We start from the raw sequence: 16,619 nt of genomic DNA on the forward strand, positions 1-16,619 counted from the left end.
ACCCACCCGATCCCGAGACTCGCCACGAACAGCCCGCCCAGCATGATCATCGAGTAGCGCCGGAGGGTCTGCCGGGTCTCGTAGTTGACGGCCTGCTCGACCTGCTGGACCTTGACGACCTCGACCTGCCCGAGCCGCTGCTCGGTGCCGTCCGGCATCTGAACGATCTTCTCCGCGTTGAACGTCTTGGTGATCGGCTGGGCCTCGGCGCTGCGCGCCACCGCGAGGTAGACCGCGCCCAGCACCACGGCCGTGAGGACGAACAGCAGCGTCGAGTACATGACCGTGAGCCGGAACCGGATCGAGTGGACCCGGCGGAGACCGCGCCGTCCCAGCGGGTCCCGGGGCTCGGCCGGGGGAGTGCTCACGCCGTCACCCCGTTCGCTGCGGCGACGGCGTCCGGACCCGTGTCGAGCAGCCGGTAGCCGTGCCGGACGACGGTCTCGATGACCTGCGTCCCGTCCGGCTCGGCGAGCTTGCGGCGCAGGGTCCCGACGGTGACGCGGACGGTGTTGGTGAACGGGTCGGCGTTCTCGTCCCAGACGTGTTCCAGCAGTTCCTCCGCGGAGACGACCCGCCCGGGGCGGCTCATCATGTACCGCAGGACGGCGAACTCCTTGGGCGTGAGGCGCAGCGGCCGCGGGCCGCGGAACGCCTCGCGGCGCGCCGTGTCCAGCCGCAGGTCGCCCACCTCCAGCACCGCCGACCCGCCTCCGCTGTCGCGCCGCAGCAGGGCCCGGACGCGCGCCAGCAGCTCGGGGAACGCGAACGGCTTGACCAGGTAGTCGTCGGCGCCCTCGTCCAGGCCGCGCACCCGGTCGGCCAGCCGGTCCCGTGCGGTGAGCATCAGGATCCGCAGGTCGGGGCCGCTCTCCCCGTCCAGGCGGCCGCCGCGGATCGCGCGGCACAGATCGAACCCGTCGCCGTCGGGCAGGGCGAGGTCCAGCACCATCAGGTCGTACGCGGAGGCGTAGAGCTTCTGCGTCGCCTCCTCCAGGTCGTAGGCCACGTCGACGGCGTAGTCGGCGCGGGCGAGCCCGTACCGCAGCGCCTCGACCAGGTCCTCCTCGTCCTCCACCACCAGTACACGCATCCGGGACGCCACCTTTCTCCCACTCCGTTTCAAAGTACGCGGACCAGGCACCTGCGGCGGGGGCGTCCCGGAGCGGCCGGTCAGCGCACGAGCTGCTGGGCCCCCTGCCGCGCACGGTCCGCGGGGATCGCGAACCCGATGCCTATCGAGCCCCCGCCCCCGCCGCGCATCAGCGTCGCGATCGCCGTGTTCACCCCGATGACCTCGCCGCGCGCGTTGACGAGCGGGCCGCCGGAGTTGCCGGGGTTGATGGACGCGTCGGTCTGCAGGGCCGTCCCCGCGCCGCCCTCGCCCAGGCGGACCTCGCGGTTGAGCGCGCTGACGATGCCGCCGGTAACCGTGCCCTGGAGGCCCAGCGGGGAGCCGAGCGCGATGACCGGGTCGCCGACCCGCACGTCGGAGAAGCGGCCGAACGCCAGCGGCTGAGGGCTCTGCCCCGGGGGGATCGCCAGCACCGCCAGGTCGAGGGCGGGGTCCGTGCCCACCACGCGCGCCGCGACGCGGCGCTGGTCGGCCAGGACCACGGTGACGCTGCCGCCGCCCTCGACGACGTGCGCGTTGGTCAGCACGTGGCCCTGCCCGTCGATCACGAACCCGGACCCGGTGCCGCGCGCACCGGGCGCCCGCACCTCGATCGACACCACGCTCGCCTGCACCCGTGCCGCCACGTCGCTGAGGTTGCCGGAACCGGCGCTCACCGGCCCGGCGTCGGACCGCGACACCCCCGCCAGCGGCTCGCCGGCGGACATCCGCCCGGCCACGCCGCCCGCGACGCCGCCGGCCAGCAGCGCCGCGACGATCGCCGCGGCGACCGCCCGGCCCGCGCCGCCCCGGTGTCCGCGGCGGGGCTCGTCGTGGTCGGGCAGCGGCGGCCACGGATCGGCCGGCGGCAGGCTCCTGAACGGATCGTCCTGGGGCCACGTACGAGTTGGCGGAGGGGACCGGAAGTCGGGACCGCGCGGATCGCCCAAGCCGTACCTGACGTCGTCGCGGAGGCCGTACTGGGTGGTCGGCTGGCCCATGCCGTACCGGGAGTCCGCCTGCGGTGGATAACTCATGAGGCTCCTCACGCTCATCTCTCACTAGTCAGTACTCCGCTCCTGGGCGTTTCGTTCAGGCGGGCCGCTCGCGGAAGCCCTTCATGGGAGGCGGGAGAACCACAGCAGGGACCCGGCGGCGACCGCGCACGACAGCAGCAGGCCCGCGCCGATGAACCAGACCCAGATCTCCCGCTGCTCGGTGCGGTAGCCGATGCTGCTGCCGATGTCCTCGTACACGCCGCGCAGCTCGTCGCCGGAGGCGGCCTGGTAGTGGCGGCCGCCCGTGTCCTGCGCGAGGCGGCGCAGCGCGGGGCCGTCGACGGGGACCGGGATCAGGTTCCCGTTCTGGAACATGGTCCCCTCGGGCGTGCCGTAGGCGATCGTCGACACCGGGACGCGGACCTGCGCGGCGCGCCGGGCCGCCTCCTCCGGGTCCCGGCCGGCGGTGTTGGTGCCGTCCGACAGCAGCACGATCCGCGCCGGCGGCGCCTCGCCGCCGAACTGCACCCCGAATCCGGCGATGGCGTCCAGCGAGGCGATCACCCCCTCGCCGATCCCGGTGCGGGGGCCGAGCCGCAGCCCCTCGATGCCGGTGATCATGGCCTGGCGGTCGGTGGTCGGCGGGACCACGACGGCCGCCGTCCCCGAGAACGACACGAGGCCGACGTTGAAGCGGCCGGGCACCTGCTCCAGGAACGTCCTGGCGGCCCGCTTGGCCCCCTCCAGCCGGTTCGGCTGGACGTCGGTGGCCTCCATCGAGTGCGACACGTCGACCGCCAGCATGATCGTCGCCTGCTCGCGCGGGACCCGCATGTCCGCGGCCGGGCGGGCGAAGCCGGTGACGAACAGGCCCAGCATCAGCAGGAACGCCGCCGCGGGCAGGTGGCGGCGCCACCCGGGCCGGGCGGGGGCGACCTTGTCGAGCAGCGCCAGGTTCGTGAACCGCACCGCGTACCGGCCGCGCCGGACCTGCGTCACGACGTAGGCGGCGATCAGGACGGGCAGCGCCAGCAACAGCAGCAGCCGCACGGGGTCGAGGAAGCTCACGGCGCACCTCCCGGGGCGGGCGCCGCGGCGGCGAGGCGCCGCTGCGCGAGGACGTGCTGGACGAGGTCGCGCACCCAGTCGCCGTCGGTCCGCAGCCGCAGCCGCGCCGCGCCGGCGCGCCGCAGCCCCGCCGCGATCTCCCGGCGCTGCGCCGCGGCGGCGGCCGCGTACCGCTCGCGCAGCCGGCGCCCGGACGTGGGGACGTCGCGCCGGCGCCCCGTCTCCGGGTCGACGAGCGTCAGCATGCCCACATCCGGAAGCGCCAGCTCCCGCGGATCGACGACCTCGACGGCCAGGAGCTGGTGGCGTGCGCCCAGCAGCCGCAGCGGACGCTCCCACGTCTCCACCGGCTCCAGGAAGTCGGAGACCACCACGGCCAGGCCGCGGCGTCCGCCTCCGGTGCGGTGCAGCAGGCCGGCCGCCGCGCCGAGCGCGTCGTCCCGCCGCCCTCCCCGGCCGCGCGGCGCCCCCAGCAGCGTCCCCAGGAGGCCGAGCAGATGCGGCCGTCCCGTGCGCGCCGGAACGCGGCGCGTCTCCGAGTCGTGAACGATGTGCGCGCCCAGCCGGTTGCCGGTCCGCTCGGTCAGGAACCCGACGGCCGCCACCGCGAACACCGCCAGGTCGCGCTTCTCCAGCCGTCCCGTGCCGAAGTCCATGCTGGCGGTCGCGTCCACCAGGACCCAGGTCTCCAGCTCCCGGTCGGCGACACGGTCCCGCACGTGCGGCGCGGTCATCCGGGCCGTGAGGTTCCAGTCCATGGCGCGCACGTCGTCGCCGGGGACGTACTCGCGGCCTTCGGCGGGCTCCCACCCGGGTCCGGGCAGCAGGCCCAGGTGGTCCCCTTGCAGCAGCCCGTCCAGGCGCCGGGTGACGGTCAGTTCCAGTCGCCGCAGCGCCTGCTCGGGCGCCAGATCACGCAGCCGGATGTCGTTCATGCGGCGTCCGCCCCCGTGCGAGCTTCCGTGGCGGCCCCGGTTCCGGCTTCCGCGTCCGCTCCCGCGTCGGATTCCGTCGGAGCGACCTGCGGCGGGGGAACCGCCGCCACGATCCGGTCCACGACCGAGCGCACCCCGACGCCGTCGGCGAGCGCGTCGAACGACGGCACCAGCCGGTGCGCGAGCACGTCCCCGGCCAGGTCGCGCACGTCACCGGGCAGCGCGTACTCCCGCCCGCGCAGCAGCGCCAGCGCCCGCCCGGCCGCGACGAGCCCGAGCGACGCGCGCGGCCCCGCCCCGTAGGCGAGCATGCCCGCCGCCTGCGGGACGCCGTGGCCCCCCGGGTCGCGGGTGGCCGCGACGAGCCGCACCGCGTACCGCGCCACCTCGTCGTGGACGAAGACGGCCATGGCGGCCTCCCGCAGCGCGGTGACCTCCCCGGCCTCCAGGACCCGGCTCGCCTCGGGCGGCCGGATCCCCATCCGGTAGACGATCGCCAGCTCCTGCTCCTCGGTCGGATACCCGACGTCGATCTTGAGCAGGAACCGGTCGCGCTGCGCCTCGGGCAGCTGGTACACGCCCTCCGACTCGATCGGGTTCTGGGTCGCCATCACCAGGAACGGCGACGGCAGCGGGAACGTGCGCCCGGCGATGCTGACCTGCCGCTCCGCCATCACCTCCAGCAGCGCCGACTGCACCTTCGCCGGGGCGCGGTTGATCTCGTCCACGAGAACGACGTTCGCCATCACGGGGCCGGGCTCGACGTCGAAGCTCTCGGTGGACGGACGGTAGATGCGGGTGCCCACGATGTCGGCGGGCACGAGGTCCGGGGTGAACTGCAGCCGGGTGAACGAGCCGCCGACGACCGTGGCGAGCGTCTGCGCGGCCAGCGTCTTGGCCACTCCCGGCACGCCCTCCAGCAGGCAGTGGCCCCCGGCCAGGACCGCCACGAGCATCCGCTCGATCATCTTGTCCTGACCGACGATGACCCGCTTCACCTCGAACAGGGCCCGCTCCGCGAGGGCGCTGGCGGGCGGCCGGACGCGGGCGGCGTCGAGCCCGCCGCTCACCGCGTGCCCTCGGCCACGCCCTGCTCGTTCTGCCCGTTCTGGCCGTCCTTCCCGCCGGGGCAGTCCCGCCCCGGGGCGCCCGCATGGGACGCCTTGTGGTCGACGATCTGGAGCCGTGTCTGGACGGGTTCGGGACCGGTATGGGCGAGCGCGGCGCCGCCTCCGGCGACCGTGCCCGCCCCGGCCAGTCCCGCCGCCGCGATGAAGATCTTCGTACGCCGGCTGAGAGCCATGGTCGGTTCCCCCTGCTCGTGGTGTCCGCCGTCCCGCCGTCCGGGAGGGCACGCGACGATCACAACAAGCAAGGGCGAAAGCGGACTTAAGGATCGGCCCGCGGAAGCGTCAGCCGACCCAGGTGAGCAGTGGCTCCCCGTGCCGGGGGTCCCGCATGTGCATGAGCGCCTGCTTCTCTAGCTGGCGCACCCGCTCGCGGGTGAGGCCGATGCGGTCGGCGATGTCCTGGAGCGTGTGCGGGCGGCCGTCGTTCAGCCCGTACCGGAGCGTGAGGATCAGCGCCTCCCGGGGCGGGAGCCTGCCGACCATCGACCGCAGCTCCTCCGCCAGCTGCTGGAACTCCACCAGGTCCGGCGCCGCGACCTCGGAGGTGTCGGCGATCAGGTCCCCGACCCGGGTGTCCTCGTCGTCCCCGACCATGCCGTCCAGGCTGATGACGTCGCGGCCCGCGCGCCGCAGCGCGACGATCCTCTCGACGGACTCGCCGGCCTCGGCCGCGACCCGCTCGTCGGTCGGCTCGGCGCCCGCGCGCTCCAGCCCGCGCTCGATGCGGGTGATCCTGGCGAGGTCCTCGACCACGTGCGCGGGCAGCCGCACGGTGCGGCCCTTCTCGGCGAGGCCGCGCCCGATCGCCTGCCGGATCCACCACATCGCGTACGTGGAGAACTTGTAGCCCTTGGCGTAGTCGAACTTCTCGACCGCGTGGATCAGCCCGAGGTTGCCCTCCTGGATCAGGTCGAGGAGCGACAGCCCGCGGTGGGGGAACTTGCGGGCGGCCGACACCACGAGCCGCAGGTTCGCCCGGATCATGTGGTCCTTGGCCTGCTCCCCGTCCCGCGCGATCGCCTCCAGCTCCTCGCGCCCCGCCTCGCGGCGTTCGCGCGGTCCGGCCTCGGCGGCCAGGAGGTGGCGCGCGTACACGCCGGCCTCGATCCGCTTGGAGAGCTCGACCTCGTCCTCGGCGGTCAGCAGGTCGATCCGGCCGATCTGGGTGAGGTACTGCCCGACCAGATCGGGCTCGTCTTCCGGCCCGTAGGGCTCGGACCGGCGGTTCCGCATTGCTCAGCCGCCCCGATGTCTCTTCCGAAGCATGGCCTCCCCCTCCGGCCCGGCGCGTCCGGTGGAGCAGACCAGATACCCGCCAGGACCGGCGGCAACCACGGCCGCCGCTACAGACGGGTGACCAACAGCTCGGGACGCTCGGCGCAGTCGGCGACGAAGCGCAGGAAACCTCCGGCCACGCCTCCGTCGCAGACCCGGTGGTCGAAGGTGAGCGACAGCTGCGCCACCTTGCGCAGCCGGACCTTTCCCTTGAACGCCCACGGCTTTTCCACGATCCGCCCGACCCCGAGCATCGCCGCCTCGGGATGGTTGATGATCGGCGTGGAGCCGTCCACCCCGAAGACGCCGTAGTTGTTGAGCGTGAACGTGCCCCCGGTGAGGTCCTCCGGTGCCGCCCGTCCCTCCCGTGCCTCGTCCGCCCGGCGCCTGAGCCCGGCGGCGAGTTCGGCCAGCGTCATCGCCTGCGCGTCGCGGACGACCGGCACGACCAGGCCCCGGTCCGTCTGCGCCGCGAACCCGAGATGCACCCGGGGCATCTGCACGATCTCCTGCCGCCGGGTGTCCACGTACGAGTTCAGCTCGGGGAACCGGCGGAGCCCGGCCACGCAGATCCGGGCGAACAGCGCCAGCATCCCGACCCGCGCGGCGGGATCGGCGCGCTCGATGTCCTTCCGGAGGCGCACCAGCGCGGTGGCGTCCACGTCGACCCACGTACTCGCGTCCGGGATCTCGCGGCGGCTGCGGGAGAGCTTGTCGGCCGCCGCCCGCCGCACGCCCCGGAGCGGCACGCGCACCACGCCCTCCTCGTCCGGGCGTGCCCCGGCCGGCCCGGGCGGCTCCGGCGGCCGGGACGCGGCGATCGCCGCCTCGACGTCCCGCCGCAGCACCACGGCGCCGGGCCCGCTGGGCGTGATCGCGCCGACGTCGACACCGTTGTCGGCCGCCAGCCGCCGCACCACGGGCGAGATGACCCGCGGCGCCTCGCCCGCCGCCGGCCGGGGCGCCCGTGCCGCCCGCCCGGCGGCCCTGCGGGAGCGGCGGGCCGTGCTCGTCCCGTACCCGACGAGCACGTTCCCGGACCCGGCCCGCTCCTCCTCCCGGTACCGTTCGCGCTCGCCGTCCCCAGTGGCGTCCACCGCGAGGAGAGGCGCGCCCACGTCCACGACGGCGCCGGCTTCGGAGTAGAGCCTGGTCACGGTGCCGGCGACCGGAGAGGGGACCTCCACGGCCGCCTTGGCCGTCTCGACCTCGACGACGGCCTGGTCGACCGCCACGGCGTCGCCGACCGACACCTTCCACTCGATGATCTCGGCCTCGGTGAGGCCCTCGCCCAGGTCCGGCAGGCGGAAGACCGTCGCCCCGCTCATGACGCGCCCTCCAGGGGAAGGAACCGGGTGTCGGGGCGGTCGTCGCGCTGGAGGCGGTCGAGCGTGTCGAGGATCCGGTCGGTGTCCGGCAGGTGGTGGTGCTCCAGCATCGGCGGCGGGTAGGGGATGTCGAGGCCGGTCACGCGCAGGACGGGCGCGTGCAGGCTGTGGAAGCAGCGCTCCTGGACCCGCGCGGCGATCTCCGCTCCGACGCCGGCGAACCCCGCGGCCTCGCTGACCACGACGCAGCGCCCCGTCCGGCGGACGGACGCGGCGACGGTCGCGTCGTCGAACGGGACGATCGTCCTGAGGTCGACGACTTCGAGGTCCCAGCCCTCGTCCGCCGCGGCCTGGGCGGCGTCCAGCGCGACCTGGACGCTCGGGCCGTACGCGACGAGCGTCGCGTCGCCGCCGGAGCGCCGGACGGCCGCGCGGCCGAACGGCTCCGTGCGCGCGGGCCGCTCGGCGCCGGGCGCCGGACCGTCCGACTTCGACCAGTAGAGCTTCTTCGGCTCCATGAAGACGACCGGATCCGGATCGTCGATCGCCTCCCGCAGCAGCGAGTACGCGTCCTCCACCGTCGCCGGGGTGACGACCTTCAGGCCCGGCGTGTGGGCGTAGTACGCCTCGCTGGAATCGCAGTGGTGCTCGACGCCGCCGATACCGCCCGCGTAGGGGATGCGGATCACGAGCGGCAGCCCGACGTGCCCGCGGGTGCGGTTGCGCATCTTCGCCACATGGGAGGCGATCTGCTCGAAGGCGGGGTAGGCGAAGGCGTCGAACTGCATCTCGACGACCGGCCGGAAGCCGCCCATCGCCATCCCGACGGCGAATCCGACGATCCCCGCCTCGGCGAGCGGCGTGTCGAAGCACCGGTCGTTCCCGAACTCGGCCGTGAGCCCGTCGGTGATGCGGAAGACGCCGCCGAGCGCGCCGACGTCCTCCCCGAAGACCACGACCCGCTCGTCCTCGTCCATGGCTTCGCGCAGCGCGGTGTTGAGCGCCTGCGCCATCGTGATCACGGCAGCGCCTCCCCGGCGTCGAGTTCGGCCCGCAGCAGTGCCCGCTGCTCGTCGAGCTGCGGGGTCGGGGTGCTGTAGACGTGGTCGAACAGGCCCAGCGGGGCGAGGCCGGGATCGGCGTTCATCCGGTCCCGCAGCCGGGCCGCGAACTCCTCGGCCTCCGCGGACGACGCGGCGACGTCCGCCTTCGAGAGGCGGCCCCGCCGCCGCAGATACGTCTCCAGCCGCGCGATCGGGTCGCGCCGCCGCCAGTCCCCGGCCTCCGCGTCCGTGCGGTAGCGGGACGCGTCATCGGCGTTCGTGTGCGATTCGAGCCGGTACGTATGGGCCTCGACCAGGAACGGCCCGCGCCCCGACCGGGCGTGCTCGACGGCCGCCGCCAGCACGGCCAGCACGGCGACCGGGTCGTTTCCGTCGACCCGCTCGGAGCGGATCCCGTACCCGACTCCCTTGTGGGCCAGGGAGGGCGCGGCGGTCTGCCGCTCCAGCGGCACCGAAATGGCGTACTGGTTGTTCTGCACCAGGAACACCACGGGCGCCTTGAACACGGCCGCGAAGTTGAGCGCCTCATGGAAGTCGCCTTCGCTGGTCGCGCCGTCGCCCGCGCAGGCCAGCGCGACCCGTCCCGTCCCCTTGCGCCGCTCCGCGTACGCGAGTCCCGCCGCGTGGACGGTCTGGGTCGCGAGCGGCGTGCACTGCGGCGCCACGTGATGGCGCATGGGATCGTAACCGCAGTGCGCGTCGCCTCTCAGGAGAGAGAGCACCTCCACCGGGTCGATGCCGCGCGTCACCAGCGCGACCGACTCCCGGTAGGTGGGGAAGAACCAGTCACCGTCCTCCAGGACGAGCACCGAGCCGACCTGGCACGCCTCCTGCCCGTGGCTGGACGGGTAGACGGCCAGGCGCCCCTGCTTGGTCAGCGCGGTCGCCTGCGCGTCGAACCGCCGTCCGACGACCATCGCCCGGTGCGCCCGGCGCAGCAGGTCCGGATCCGGCACCGGATAGCCGGGACGGCGCCCGCGCACGGCCGTCCCGTCGTCGGTCAGGAACCGCACGGGCTCCGCCGAGGGAAGCAGCGTCTCCACCGGATCCGCCATTGGACCCCACCTCCGCGCGCTGTGCCTCCGCACTCCATCGGTGCTAGAAATATGAACCAGCCAGGCCATAAGTCTCAATAGCCAGGTAAAAGCCAGGACATTTGGCTGGACGGGGGAGTCGTCATGGACCAGCTGTCGTTCGGCGGCCCGCCGCCCTCCGGCCCCTCCGGACGATCGGCCGCGCCTCTCGACGACGTCGACCGCGCGATCCTCCGCGAGCTCCAGGCCGACGGCCGGCTGTCCATGCGCGCCCTCGCCGAGCGGGTCAGCGTCTCGCGCTCCAACGCCTACACGCGCGTGGAACGCCTCGTCGGCGAGGGTGTCATCGCCGGCTTCACCGCCCGGGTGGACCCCGTCCGCGCGGGCCTCGGCACCGCGGCCTACGTGCTGGTCAACATCGAGCAGGACTCCTGGCGCAAGGTGTCCGCCCAGCTCCGCGAGGTGCCCTTCATCGAGCACCTGGCGTTCGTCGGCGGCGACGTCGACCTCGTCATGCTGGTCCGCACCCCGGATAACGCGTCGCTCCGCGACGTGGTCCTGTCCCGGATCCACGCGGTGGAAGGCGTCCGCTCGACCCGAACCTGGCTGATCTTCGACGAGAACCCGGCCACCTCCCGCCCCGCCTGAACCGGCCATTGCCCGGCGGGCCGCGGCCGTCTAGCCTCCATGGCTAGAGGTCTTACCACTGGCCCGGAGGTGACACGTTCATGCGCCACACCTCATTGACCACCGCATGGTCGGGCGCTTAACGTGTCGGGGTAAGAGGTCTTACCTTTGGAGGCGAATGTGAGACAGCCACCCGGCTTCCTCGCTCACTACGAGGGGGATTCGGTCGCCGTCGCGGTGCGGGACATCGCGGCGGGCACCGCGCAGTGCGGCTTCCTGCGCGGCGCCGATGTCGTCGACCTGGAGGTGCATCAGGACATCCCGCTGGGCCACAAGGTGGCCCTCGTCGACATCGCCGACGGTGAGGACGTACGGGAGTACGGAGTCCGCACCGCGGTCGCGAAGGCCGCGATCAGGAAGGGCGACTACGTCCACGTTCACAATGTGAGGAGCGCGCGGTGGCAGAACAGCGTGGCCTGACCGGGTACCGCAGGGAGAACGGCGCGGTCGGCATCCGCAACCACACGGTCATCCTGCCGGTCGACGACCTGTCGAACGCGGCGGCGGAGGCGGTCGCGAACGTCGTGCCGGGCACGCTCGCGCTGCCCCACGCCTACGGCCGGCTCCAGTTCGGCGAGGACCTGGAACTGACGTTCCGCACCCTCATCGGGACCGGCCGCAACCCCAACGTGGCCAGCGTCGTGGTCATCGGCATCGAGCCCAACTGGACCGGCCGGGTCGTCGAGGGCATCGCGAAGACCGGCAAGCGGGTCGAGGGACTGGCCATCGAGGGCGTCGGCGACCTGCGCACGATCGAGCGGGCGTCCCGGATCGCCCAGCGGTTCCTGCGCGACGACAGCGAGCGCGTCCGCGAGCCGGTCGAGCGCGGCGAGATCATGATGTCGATCAAGTGCGGGGAGTCCGACACCACGAGCGGGCTCGGCTCGTGCCCGACCACCGCCGAGGCCGTCGACCGCTGGGTCGACGCGGGCGGCACCGTGCTGTTCGGCGAGACCAGCGAGCTCACCGGCGGCGAGCACCTCATCGCCGACCGCTGCGTCAACGACGAGGTCCGCGCCAGGTTCCAGGGGATCTACGACGACTACCTCGCGATGATCGAGCGGACCGGGGCCAACCTCCTCGGCTCCCAGCCCACCCAGGGCAACATCGCCGGCGGCCTGTCGACGATCGAGGAGAAGGCGATGGGCAACGTCGCCAAGACCGGCTCCAAGCCCGTCGTCGACGCGCTCGGCCCCGCCGAGGAGCCCGGGTCCGGTCCGGGCCTCTACTTCATGGACAGCTCGTCGGCGGCGGCCGAGTGCATCACGCTCATGGCGGCCGGCGGCGCGGCGGTCCACCTGTTCCCGACCGGCCAGGGCAACGTCATCGGCAACCCCATCGAGCCGGTGGTCAAACTGACGGCCAACCCGAACACGGTCGCGACCATGAGCGAGCACATCGACTACGACTGCTCGGGCCTGCTGCTCCGGGAGCTCACCCTCCCGGAGGCGGGCGACGGTCTCATGGACGTCATCGACCGCACGGTCAACGGCCGCCTCACCTGCGCGGAGTCCCTGGGCCACCGCGAGTTCGTGCTGACCAAGCTCTACCAGAGCGCCTGAGGTGGCCGTGGACGTCGCCGTCGTCGAGGACGTGTGGGGCGCACCGTTCGAGACCCTGGCCGCCCGGCGCAGTGTGCTCCGCGACCCCGACGTCTGGGAGGCGCCCGACCGGCTGCTGGCCGCGGCGGGCGCCGCCCGCGCCCTCGTGGTGCGCAACCGCACCCGGGTGACGCGCGAACTGCTCGGCTCGGCACCCGGCCTGCGCGTGGTCGCGCGGGCCGGGGCCGGCCTCGACAACGTGGACCTGGAGGCGGCCGAGGAACTCGGCGTCACCGTGGTCGCGGCGCTGGGGGCCAATGCCGTCAGCGTCGCCGAGCACTCCCTGGGCCTCGCCTTCGCGGTCGCCCGCCGCCTGGTCGAGCTCGACCGCGAGGTGCGCGGCGGCGGGTGGCGGCGGGTCCCCGGCCGGGAGCTGGCGGGAGGCACCTGGGGGATGCTGTCGGCCGGCGCGACCGCGCGCGCCACCGCGCGGCTCGCCCGCGGGATCGGGATGCGGGTCGTGGCCTGCGACCCCCACGTACCGGCGGACCATCCCGAGGTCAGGGAGCTGGGGATCGGGATGCTGCCGCTGGAGCGGGTGGTGGACGAGGCCGACGTGCTCAGCGTCCACCTGCCCGCGACCGAGCGCACCACCGGCCTCGTCGACGCGTCCCTGCTCGCCCGCTGCAAGCCGGGCGCCATCCTGATCAGCGTCGGCCGGGGCGAGGTCGTCGACGAGTCCGCGCTGGCCGACGCGCTGGAGAGCGGCCGTCTCGCCGGAGCCGGCCTCGACGTCCGCGCGGACGAACCCCCGGTTCCGGGGCGGCTGGAGGGTCTGTCCAACGTCGTCCTCACACCGCACGTGGCCGGGATCACCGCGCAGTCGCAGACCCGGATCGCGCAGATCCTCTGCGACGACATCGACGCCGTCCTGGACGGCCGAGCGCCGTCGCACGCCGTCACGTCCCCGAAAGGCCGGGTATGACCGTCCCCCTGGGCGACGCCCGCGGCCTGGCCCGGGCGCTTCTGGAGAACGCCGGGCTCCCGCCCGGGCACGCGGAGACCACCGCGCGGGCGATCACGCTGGCGGACGCGTGGGGGATCGGCTCCCACGGCCTGTTCCGGCTGCCCTACTACCTCGACCGGATGGCGTCCGGCGGCCACCCGCCGGACGCCGCGCTGAAGGTCCGCCGCGACACCGGGCCGCTGGTGCTGCTCGACGGCGGCGGCGGCCTGGGCCACTGGCAGGTGGCCGCGGCGGCCGCCACCGCCGCCGAGCGGTCCGCGCGCTACGGGGTGGCGGCGGTCGCGGTCGCCGACAGCGGCCACTGCGGCGCCCTCGGCGTCTACGCGCTGGAGATCGCCCGGAAGGGGCAGGTCGGGCTCCTCCTCTCCAACGGTCCCGCGGCGCTGCCGCCGTGGGGAGGCGACAGGGCGCTGCTGTCGACCTCGCCGATCGCCGCGGGGATCCCGCTGTCGCCCCGCCCCGCCGTCGTGGACCTCGCTCTCAGCGCGGTCGCCCGCGGCAAGGTCGGGGCGAAGGCCAGGGCGGGGGAGCCGATCCCCGAGGGGTGGGCGCTCGACCGCGAAGGGCGGCCGACCACCGATCCCCGGGAGGCCCTCGCCGGGATGCTCGCACCGCTCGGCGGCGCCAAGGGATTCGCGCTCGCCTTCATGGTGGAGGCACTGACCGGCGGCCTGGTCGGCCCGCACCTGTCCACCGAGGTGGCCGACCCGTTCGCCCCGGAGCGCAACGCGTTCCCGCAGCGGATCGCCCACCTCGTCCTGGCACTCGACCCCTCCTGGGGCGATCCCGGCGACGGCGCGGCCACCCGGCGCCGGCTCGCCGCGCTGGCCGACTCCGTCGTCGAGGCGGGCGGCCGCGTGCCCGGGACGGGCCGCCCCGCCCCCGGCGACCTCGGCGACGACACTCCGATCGAGGTCGACCGGGGCGTGCTCGACGACCTTCGCGCCCGCGCGGAGCGCCTCGGTCTCGATGTGGACGGCGCCGACGGCGAGAAAGGACCGGTATGACCGCCAACGACACGGGGCCGGACGAGGAGGGCGCGCTCCTGGTGCGCGTGACCCGTACCGACCCCGACGCCCCCTCCGAGTTCCGCGTCCGCACCTTCCATCCGATGACCGTCCTGGACGTCCTCCTGGCCGTCCAGCGCGAGCACGCTCCCTCGCTCGGGTTCCGGTTCTCGTGCCGGGTCGCCATGTGCGGCACGTGCACCCTGCGGGTGGACGGGCGGTCCGTCCTGGCCTGCCAGACCGTCGTCCCCGAGGGGACCGAGAGGATCCGGCTGGATCCGGCCGCCGGATTCCCCGTCGTCCGCGACCTCATCGTCGACACGGCCCCGTTCTGGGAGCAGTGGGCGAGGATCACCCCGTACGTCGTCCCGTCCGAGGAGGCCGCCGCCGAGCCCGCCCGGATCGCCCCCGACAGCCCGGAGCGCGAGGCCATCGACCCCGCGCTCGACTGCATCCAGTGCGGCGCCTGCTTCTCCAGTTGCGGCATCGCCGGAGAGCCGCGGTCCTTCCTCGGCCCCGCCGCGCTCAACCGGGCCCTCGTGCTCGTCCAGGACTCCCGCGACAGCGCGACCAGCGAGCGCATGGAGCTGGTCAAGGGCGCCGACGGCGTGGACCGGTGCCACTACATCTACGGCTGCACGGGGTCGTGCCCCAAGGGCCTCGACCCCGCCCGGTCGATACGGCGGCTGCGCAAGGGAGGGAGGACGCATGGCGGCTGACGGCCCCGGTCACGAGGAGATCGTCACCGACGTCGCGATCGTGGGAAGCGGCGGTGCCGGCCTGATGTGCGCCCTGCACTGCCACGAGGCCGACCCGGCGCTCGACATCACCGTGATCAGCAAGGGCGCGGTCGGACGGTCCGGCTGCACCCGCATGGTGCAGGGCGGTTTCAACGCGGTGATCGATCCCGCCGACTCGGTGGACGCCCACTTCGAGGACACCCTCGAAGGCGGCAAGTACCTCAACGACCAGGATCTCGCCTGGGAACTGGTCAACGGCGCGCCCGAGGTGATCCGCGAACTGGAGACCAGGGTCGGCTGCTTCTTCGACCGCAGGCCCGACGGCCGGATCAAGCAGAAGGCGTTCGCCGGCCAGTCGTTCGACCGCACCGTCCACCGCGGCGACCTCACCGGCATCGAGATCATGAGCCGGCTGCGGGACCAGATGCTCCGCATCGCCGCGCGTGAGCTGGAGGACGTGCGCGCCCTCGATCTGGTCTTCGACTCCGGCGGGCGGCTCGCCGGTCTCACGTGCCTCGACGTGCGGACCGGGCGGTTCCTCGTGGTGCGCGCCCGCGTCGTGGTGGTCGCGACCGGAGGCGCCGCCACCATGTACCGCATCGCCGCGCCCGCCCGCGAGAAGACCGGCGACGGCGTCGCCATGTGCCTGCGTGCGGGGCTCCCCGTCCGCGACATGGAGATGCTGCAGTTCCACCCCACCGGGCTCCTGACGGGACGCTCCCGCATGACCGGGGCGGTGCTGGAGGAGGGCCTGCGCGGCGCCGGCGCGTACCTCTACAACGCCGAGGGCGAGCGCTTCATGGAGCGCTACGACCCCGAGCGGATGGAGCGCTCGACCCGCGACGTCGTCGCCCGCGCCAGCTACACCGAGATCATCGAGGGGCGCGGCACCGAGGCGGGCGGGGTGTTCATCGACATCTCCCACCTGGGAGCCGAGCGCGTGGAGCGCTCCTTCGCCGGGATGGTCGAGCGCACCCGGCTGTTCGGCGACGACCTCGCGCGCCGGCCCGTCGAGGTGTCGCCCACCGCGCACTTCCACATGGGCGGCGTGGTCATCGACCCCGGCTGCCGGACGGAGGTGCCCGGCCTGCTGGTCGCCGGGGAGGACGCGGGCGGCGTGCACGGCGCGAACCGGCTGGGCGGCAACGGGGTCGCCGAGTCCACCGTGTACGGCGCGCGGGCCGGCGACACGGCCGCGAGGCTCGCGCGGGACCGCTCCCTCGCCGAGCCCGATCCGCTGTCGGTACGGCGGTCCTTCGACCGCGCGACCGCGCCGCTGCGCTCCGAAGGAGGAGACCTGCCCTATCCGATCACCGCGGAGCTCAAGGACCTGATGTGGCAGGACTGCGGGGTCGTGCGGCGCCGCGAGCGGCTGGAGAACGCCCGCGAGCGGCTGGCCGAGCTGGCCGACCGGGCGTCGCGGATCTCGGTGCCGGGGCCCGCCGCCTTCAACCCGGCCTGGCAGGAGTCCCTCGACCTGGCCAACCAGCTCACCGTCGCCCAGGTCATCGTGGAGTCCGCGCTCGCCCGGGAGGAGACCCGCGGCGCGCACGCGCGCGCGGACTTCCCCGAGTCCGCCGACGCCGGCGCGCTGCGTCACATCGTCGCGCGCCGCGATGCCGACGACGTGATCGCGCGGGAGGCTCCGCCCGGCGGGCATGAGGACGGGAG

18 protein-coding genes are annotated in these 16,619 nt (G+C 74.0%); 7 read left to right on the forward strand and 11 right to left on the reverse strand.

Features of this window, described 5'->3' with window-relative positions; all coding sequences use genetic code 11:
- The 11 genes from E1281_RS24440 to pdhA all read right to left on the reverse strand — a co-directional run.
- Nucleotides 1–368: hypothetical protein (locus tag E1281_RS24440; RefSeq protein ID WP_207943465.1), on the reverse strand; the 368-nt coding region annotated here is incomplete at its 3' end.
- A complete protein-coding gene (locus E1281_RS24445) occupies nucleotides 365–1,093 on the reverse strand; it encodes a response regulator transcription factor (RefSeq protein ID WP_131881999.1) in 729 nt (242 codons plus the stop codon). The genes E1281_RS24445 and E1281_RS24440, both read right to left, overlap by 4 nt.
- Nucleotides 1,094–1,173: 80 nt before the next feature.
- Nucleotides 1,174–2,151, reverse strand: coding sequence for a trypsin-like peptidase domain-containing protein (locus tag E1281_RS24450; protein WP_207943466.1), 978 nt, complete (start codon nucleotides 2,149–2,151; stop codon nucleotides 1,174–1,176).
- Nucleotides 2,152–2,232: 81 nt separating this feature from the next.
- Nucleotides 2,233–3,180, reverse strand: coding sequence for a VWA domain-containing protein (locus E1281_RS24455; RefSeq protein WP_131882000.1), 948 nt, complete (start codon nucleotides 3,178–3,180; stop codon nucleotides 2,233–2,235).
- Nucleotides 3,177–4,115, reverse strand: coding sequence for a DUF58 domain-containing protein (locus E1281_RS24460; RefSeq protein WP_131882001.1), 939 nt, complete (start codon nucleotides 4,113–4,115; stop codon nucleotides 3,177–3,179). The genes E1281_RS24455 and E1281_RS24460 overlap by 4 nt, the downstream gene beginning before the upstream one ends.
- Nucleotides 4,112–5,185 (reverse strand): MoxR family ATPase, encoded by a 1,074-nt coding sequence (locus E1281_RS24465; RefSeq protein WP_243717353.1) that lies wholly within the window; start codon nucleotides 5,183–5,185, stop codon nucleotides 4,112–4,114. The genes E1281_RS24460 and E1281_RS24465 overlap by 4 nt, the downstream gene beginning before the upstream one ends.
- The gene (locus E1281_RS24470) at nucleotides 5,182–5,418 is read right to left on the reverse strand and encodes a hypothetical protein (RefSeq protein ID WP_131882002.1); all 237 of its coding nucleotides are present in this window, start codon (nucleotides 5,416–5,418) and stop codon (nucleotides 5,182–5,184) included. The genes E1281_RS24465 and E1281_RS24470 overlap by 4 nt, the downstream gene beginning before the upstream one ends.
- Nucleotides 5,419–5,527: 109 nt before the next feature.
- Nucleotides 5,528–6,478 (reverse strand): sigma-70 family RNA polymerase sigma factor, encoded by a 951-nt coding sequence (locus tag E1281_RS24475; RefSeq protein ID WP_131882003.1) that lies wholly within the window; start codon nucleotides 6,476–6,478, stop codon nucleotides 5,528–5,530.
- A gap of 110 nt (nucleotides 6,479–6,588) precedes the next feature.
- A complete protein-coding gene (locus E1281_RS24480) occupies nucleotides 6,589–7,848 on the reverse strand; it encodes a dihydrolipoamide acetyltransferase family protein (RefSeq protein ID WP_131882004.1) in 1,260 nt (419 codons plus the stop codon).
- Complete coding sequence (locus tag E1281_RS24485) at nucleotides 7,845–8,861, reverse strand: alpha-ketoacid dehydrogenase subunit beta (RefSeq protein WP_131882015.1); 1,017 nt, start codon at nucleotides 8,859–8,861, stop codon at nucleotides 7,845–7,847. Before E1281_RS24485 ends, E1281_RS24480 begins: the two co-directional genes overlap by 4 nt.
- A gap of 5 nt (nucleotides 8,862–8,866) precedes the next feature.
- On the reverse strand, nucleotides 8,867–9,967 hold the full coding sequence (gene pdhA, locus E1281_RS24490; protein ID WP_131882005.1) for a pyruvate dehydrogenase (acetyl-transferring) E1 component subunit alpha: 1,101 nt from the start codon (nucleotides 9,965–9,967) through the stop codon (nucleotides 8,867–8,869).
- Nucleotides 9,968–10,090: 123 nt separating this feature from the next.
- On the opposite strand from pdhA, the gene E1281_RS24495 reads away from it, so the two are divergent.
- The 7 genes from E1281_RS24495 to E1281_RS24525 all read left to right on the forward strand — a co-directional run.
- On the forward strand, nucleotides 10,091–10,594 hold the full coding sequence (locus E1281_RS24495) for an Lrp/AsnC family transcriptional regulator (RefSeq protein ID WP_131882006.1): 504 nt from the start codon (nucleotides 10,091–10,093) through the stop codon (nucleotides 10,592–10,594).
- Between the two features lie 159 nt (nucleotides 10,595–10,753).
- Nucleotides 10,754–11,053, forward strand: coding sequence for a UxaA family hydrolase (locus E1281_RS24500; protein ID WP_131882007.1), 300 nt, complete (start codon nucleotides 10,754–10,756; stop codon nucleotides 11,051–11,053).
- The gene (locus E1281_RS24505) at nucleotides 11,032–12,195 is read left to right on the forward strand and encodes a UxaA family hydrolase (protein WP_131882008.1); all 1,164 of its coding nucleotides are present in this window, start codon (nucleotides 11,032–11,034) and stop codon (nucleotides 12,193–12,195) included. The genes E1281_RS24500 and E1281_RS24505 overlap by 22 nt, the downstream gene beginning before the upstream one ends.
- Nucleotides 12,196–12,202: 7 nt before the next feature.
- Nucleotides 12,203–13,159, forward strand: coding sequence for an NAD(P)-dependent oxidoreductase (locus tag E1281_RS24510; protein ID WP_207943467.1), 957 nt, complete (start codon nucleotides 12,203–12,205; stop codon nucleotides 13,157–13,159).
- Entirely contained in the window at nucleotides 13,156–14,208 is a 1,053-nt protein-coding gene (locus E1281_RS24515; protein WP_131882010.1) for an Ldh family oxidoreductase, read from the forward strand. The genes E1281_RS24510 and E1281_RS24515 overlap by 4 nt, the downstream gene beginning before the upstream one ends.
- The gene (locus E1281_RS24520) at nucleotides 14,205–14,927 is read left to right on the forward strand and encodes a 2Fe-2S iron-sulfur cluster-binding protein (RefSeq protein WP_131882011.1); all 723 of its coding nucleotides are present in this window, start codon (nucleotides 14,205–14,207) and stop codon (nucleotides 14,925–14,927) included. Before E1281_RS24515 ends, E1281_RS24520 begins: the two co-directional genes overlap by 4 nt.
- The coding region (locus E1281_RS24525) for an FAD-dependent oxidoreductase (protein ID WP_131882012.1) at nucleotides 14,917–16,619 on the forward strand (1,703 nt) is incomplete at its 3' end. The genes E1281_RS24520 and E1281_RS24525, both read left to right, overlap by 11 nt.

This window comes from Actinomadura sp. KC345 (assembly GCF_004348515.1).
Classification (GTDB): domain Bacteria; phylum Actinomycetota; class Actinomycetes; order Streptosporangiales; family Streptosporangiaceae; genus Spirillospora.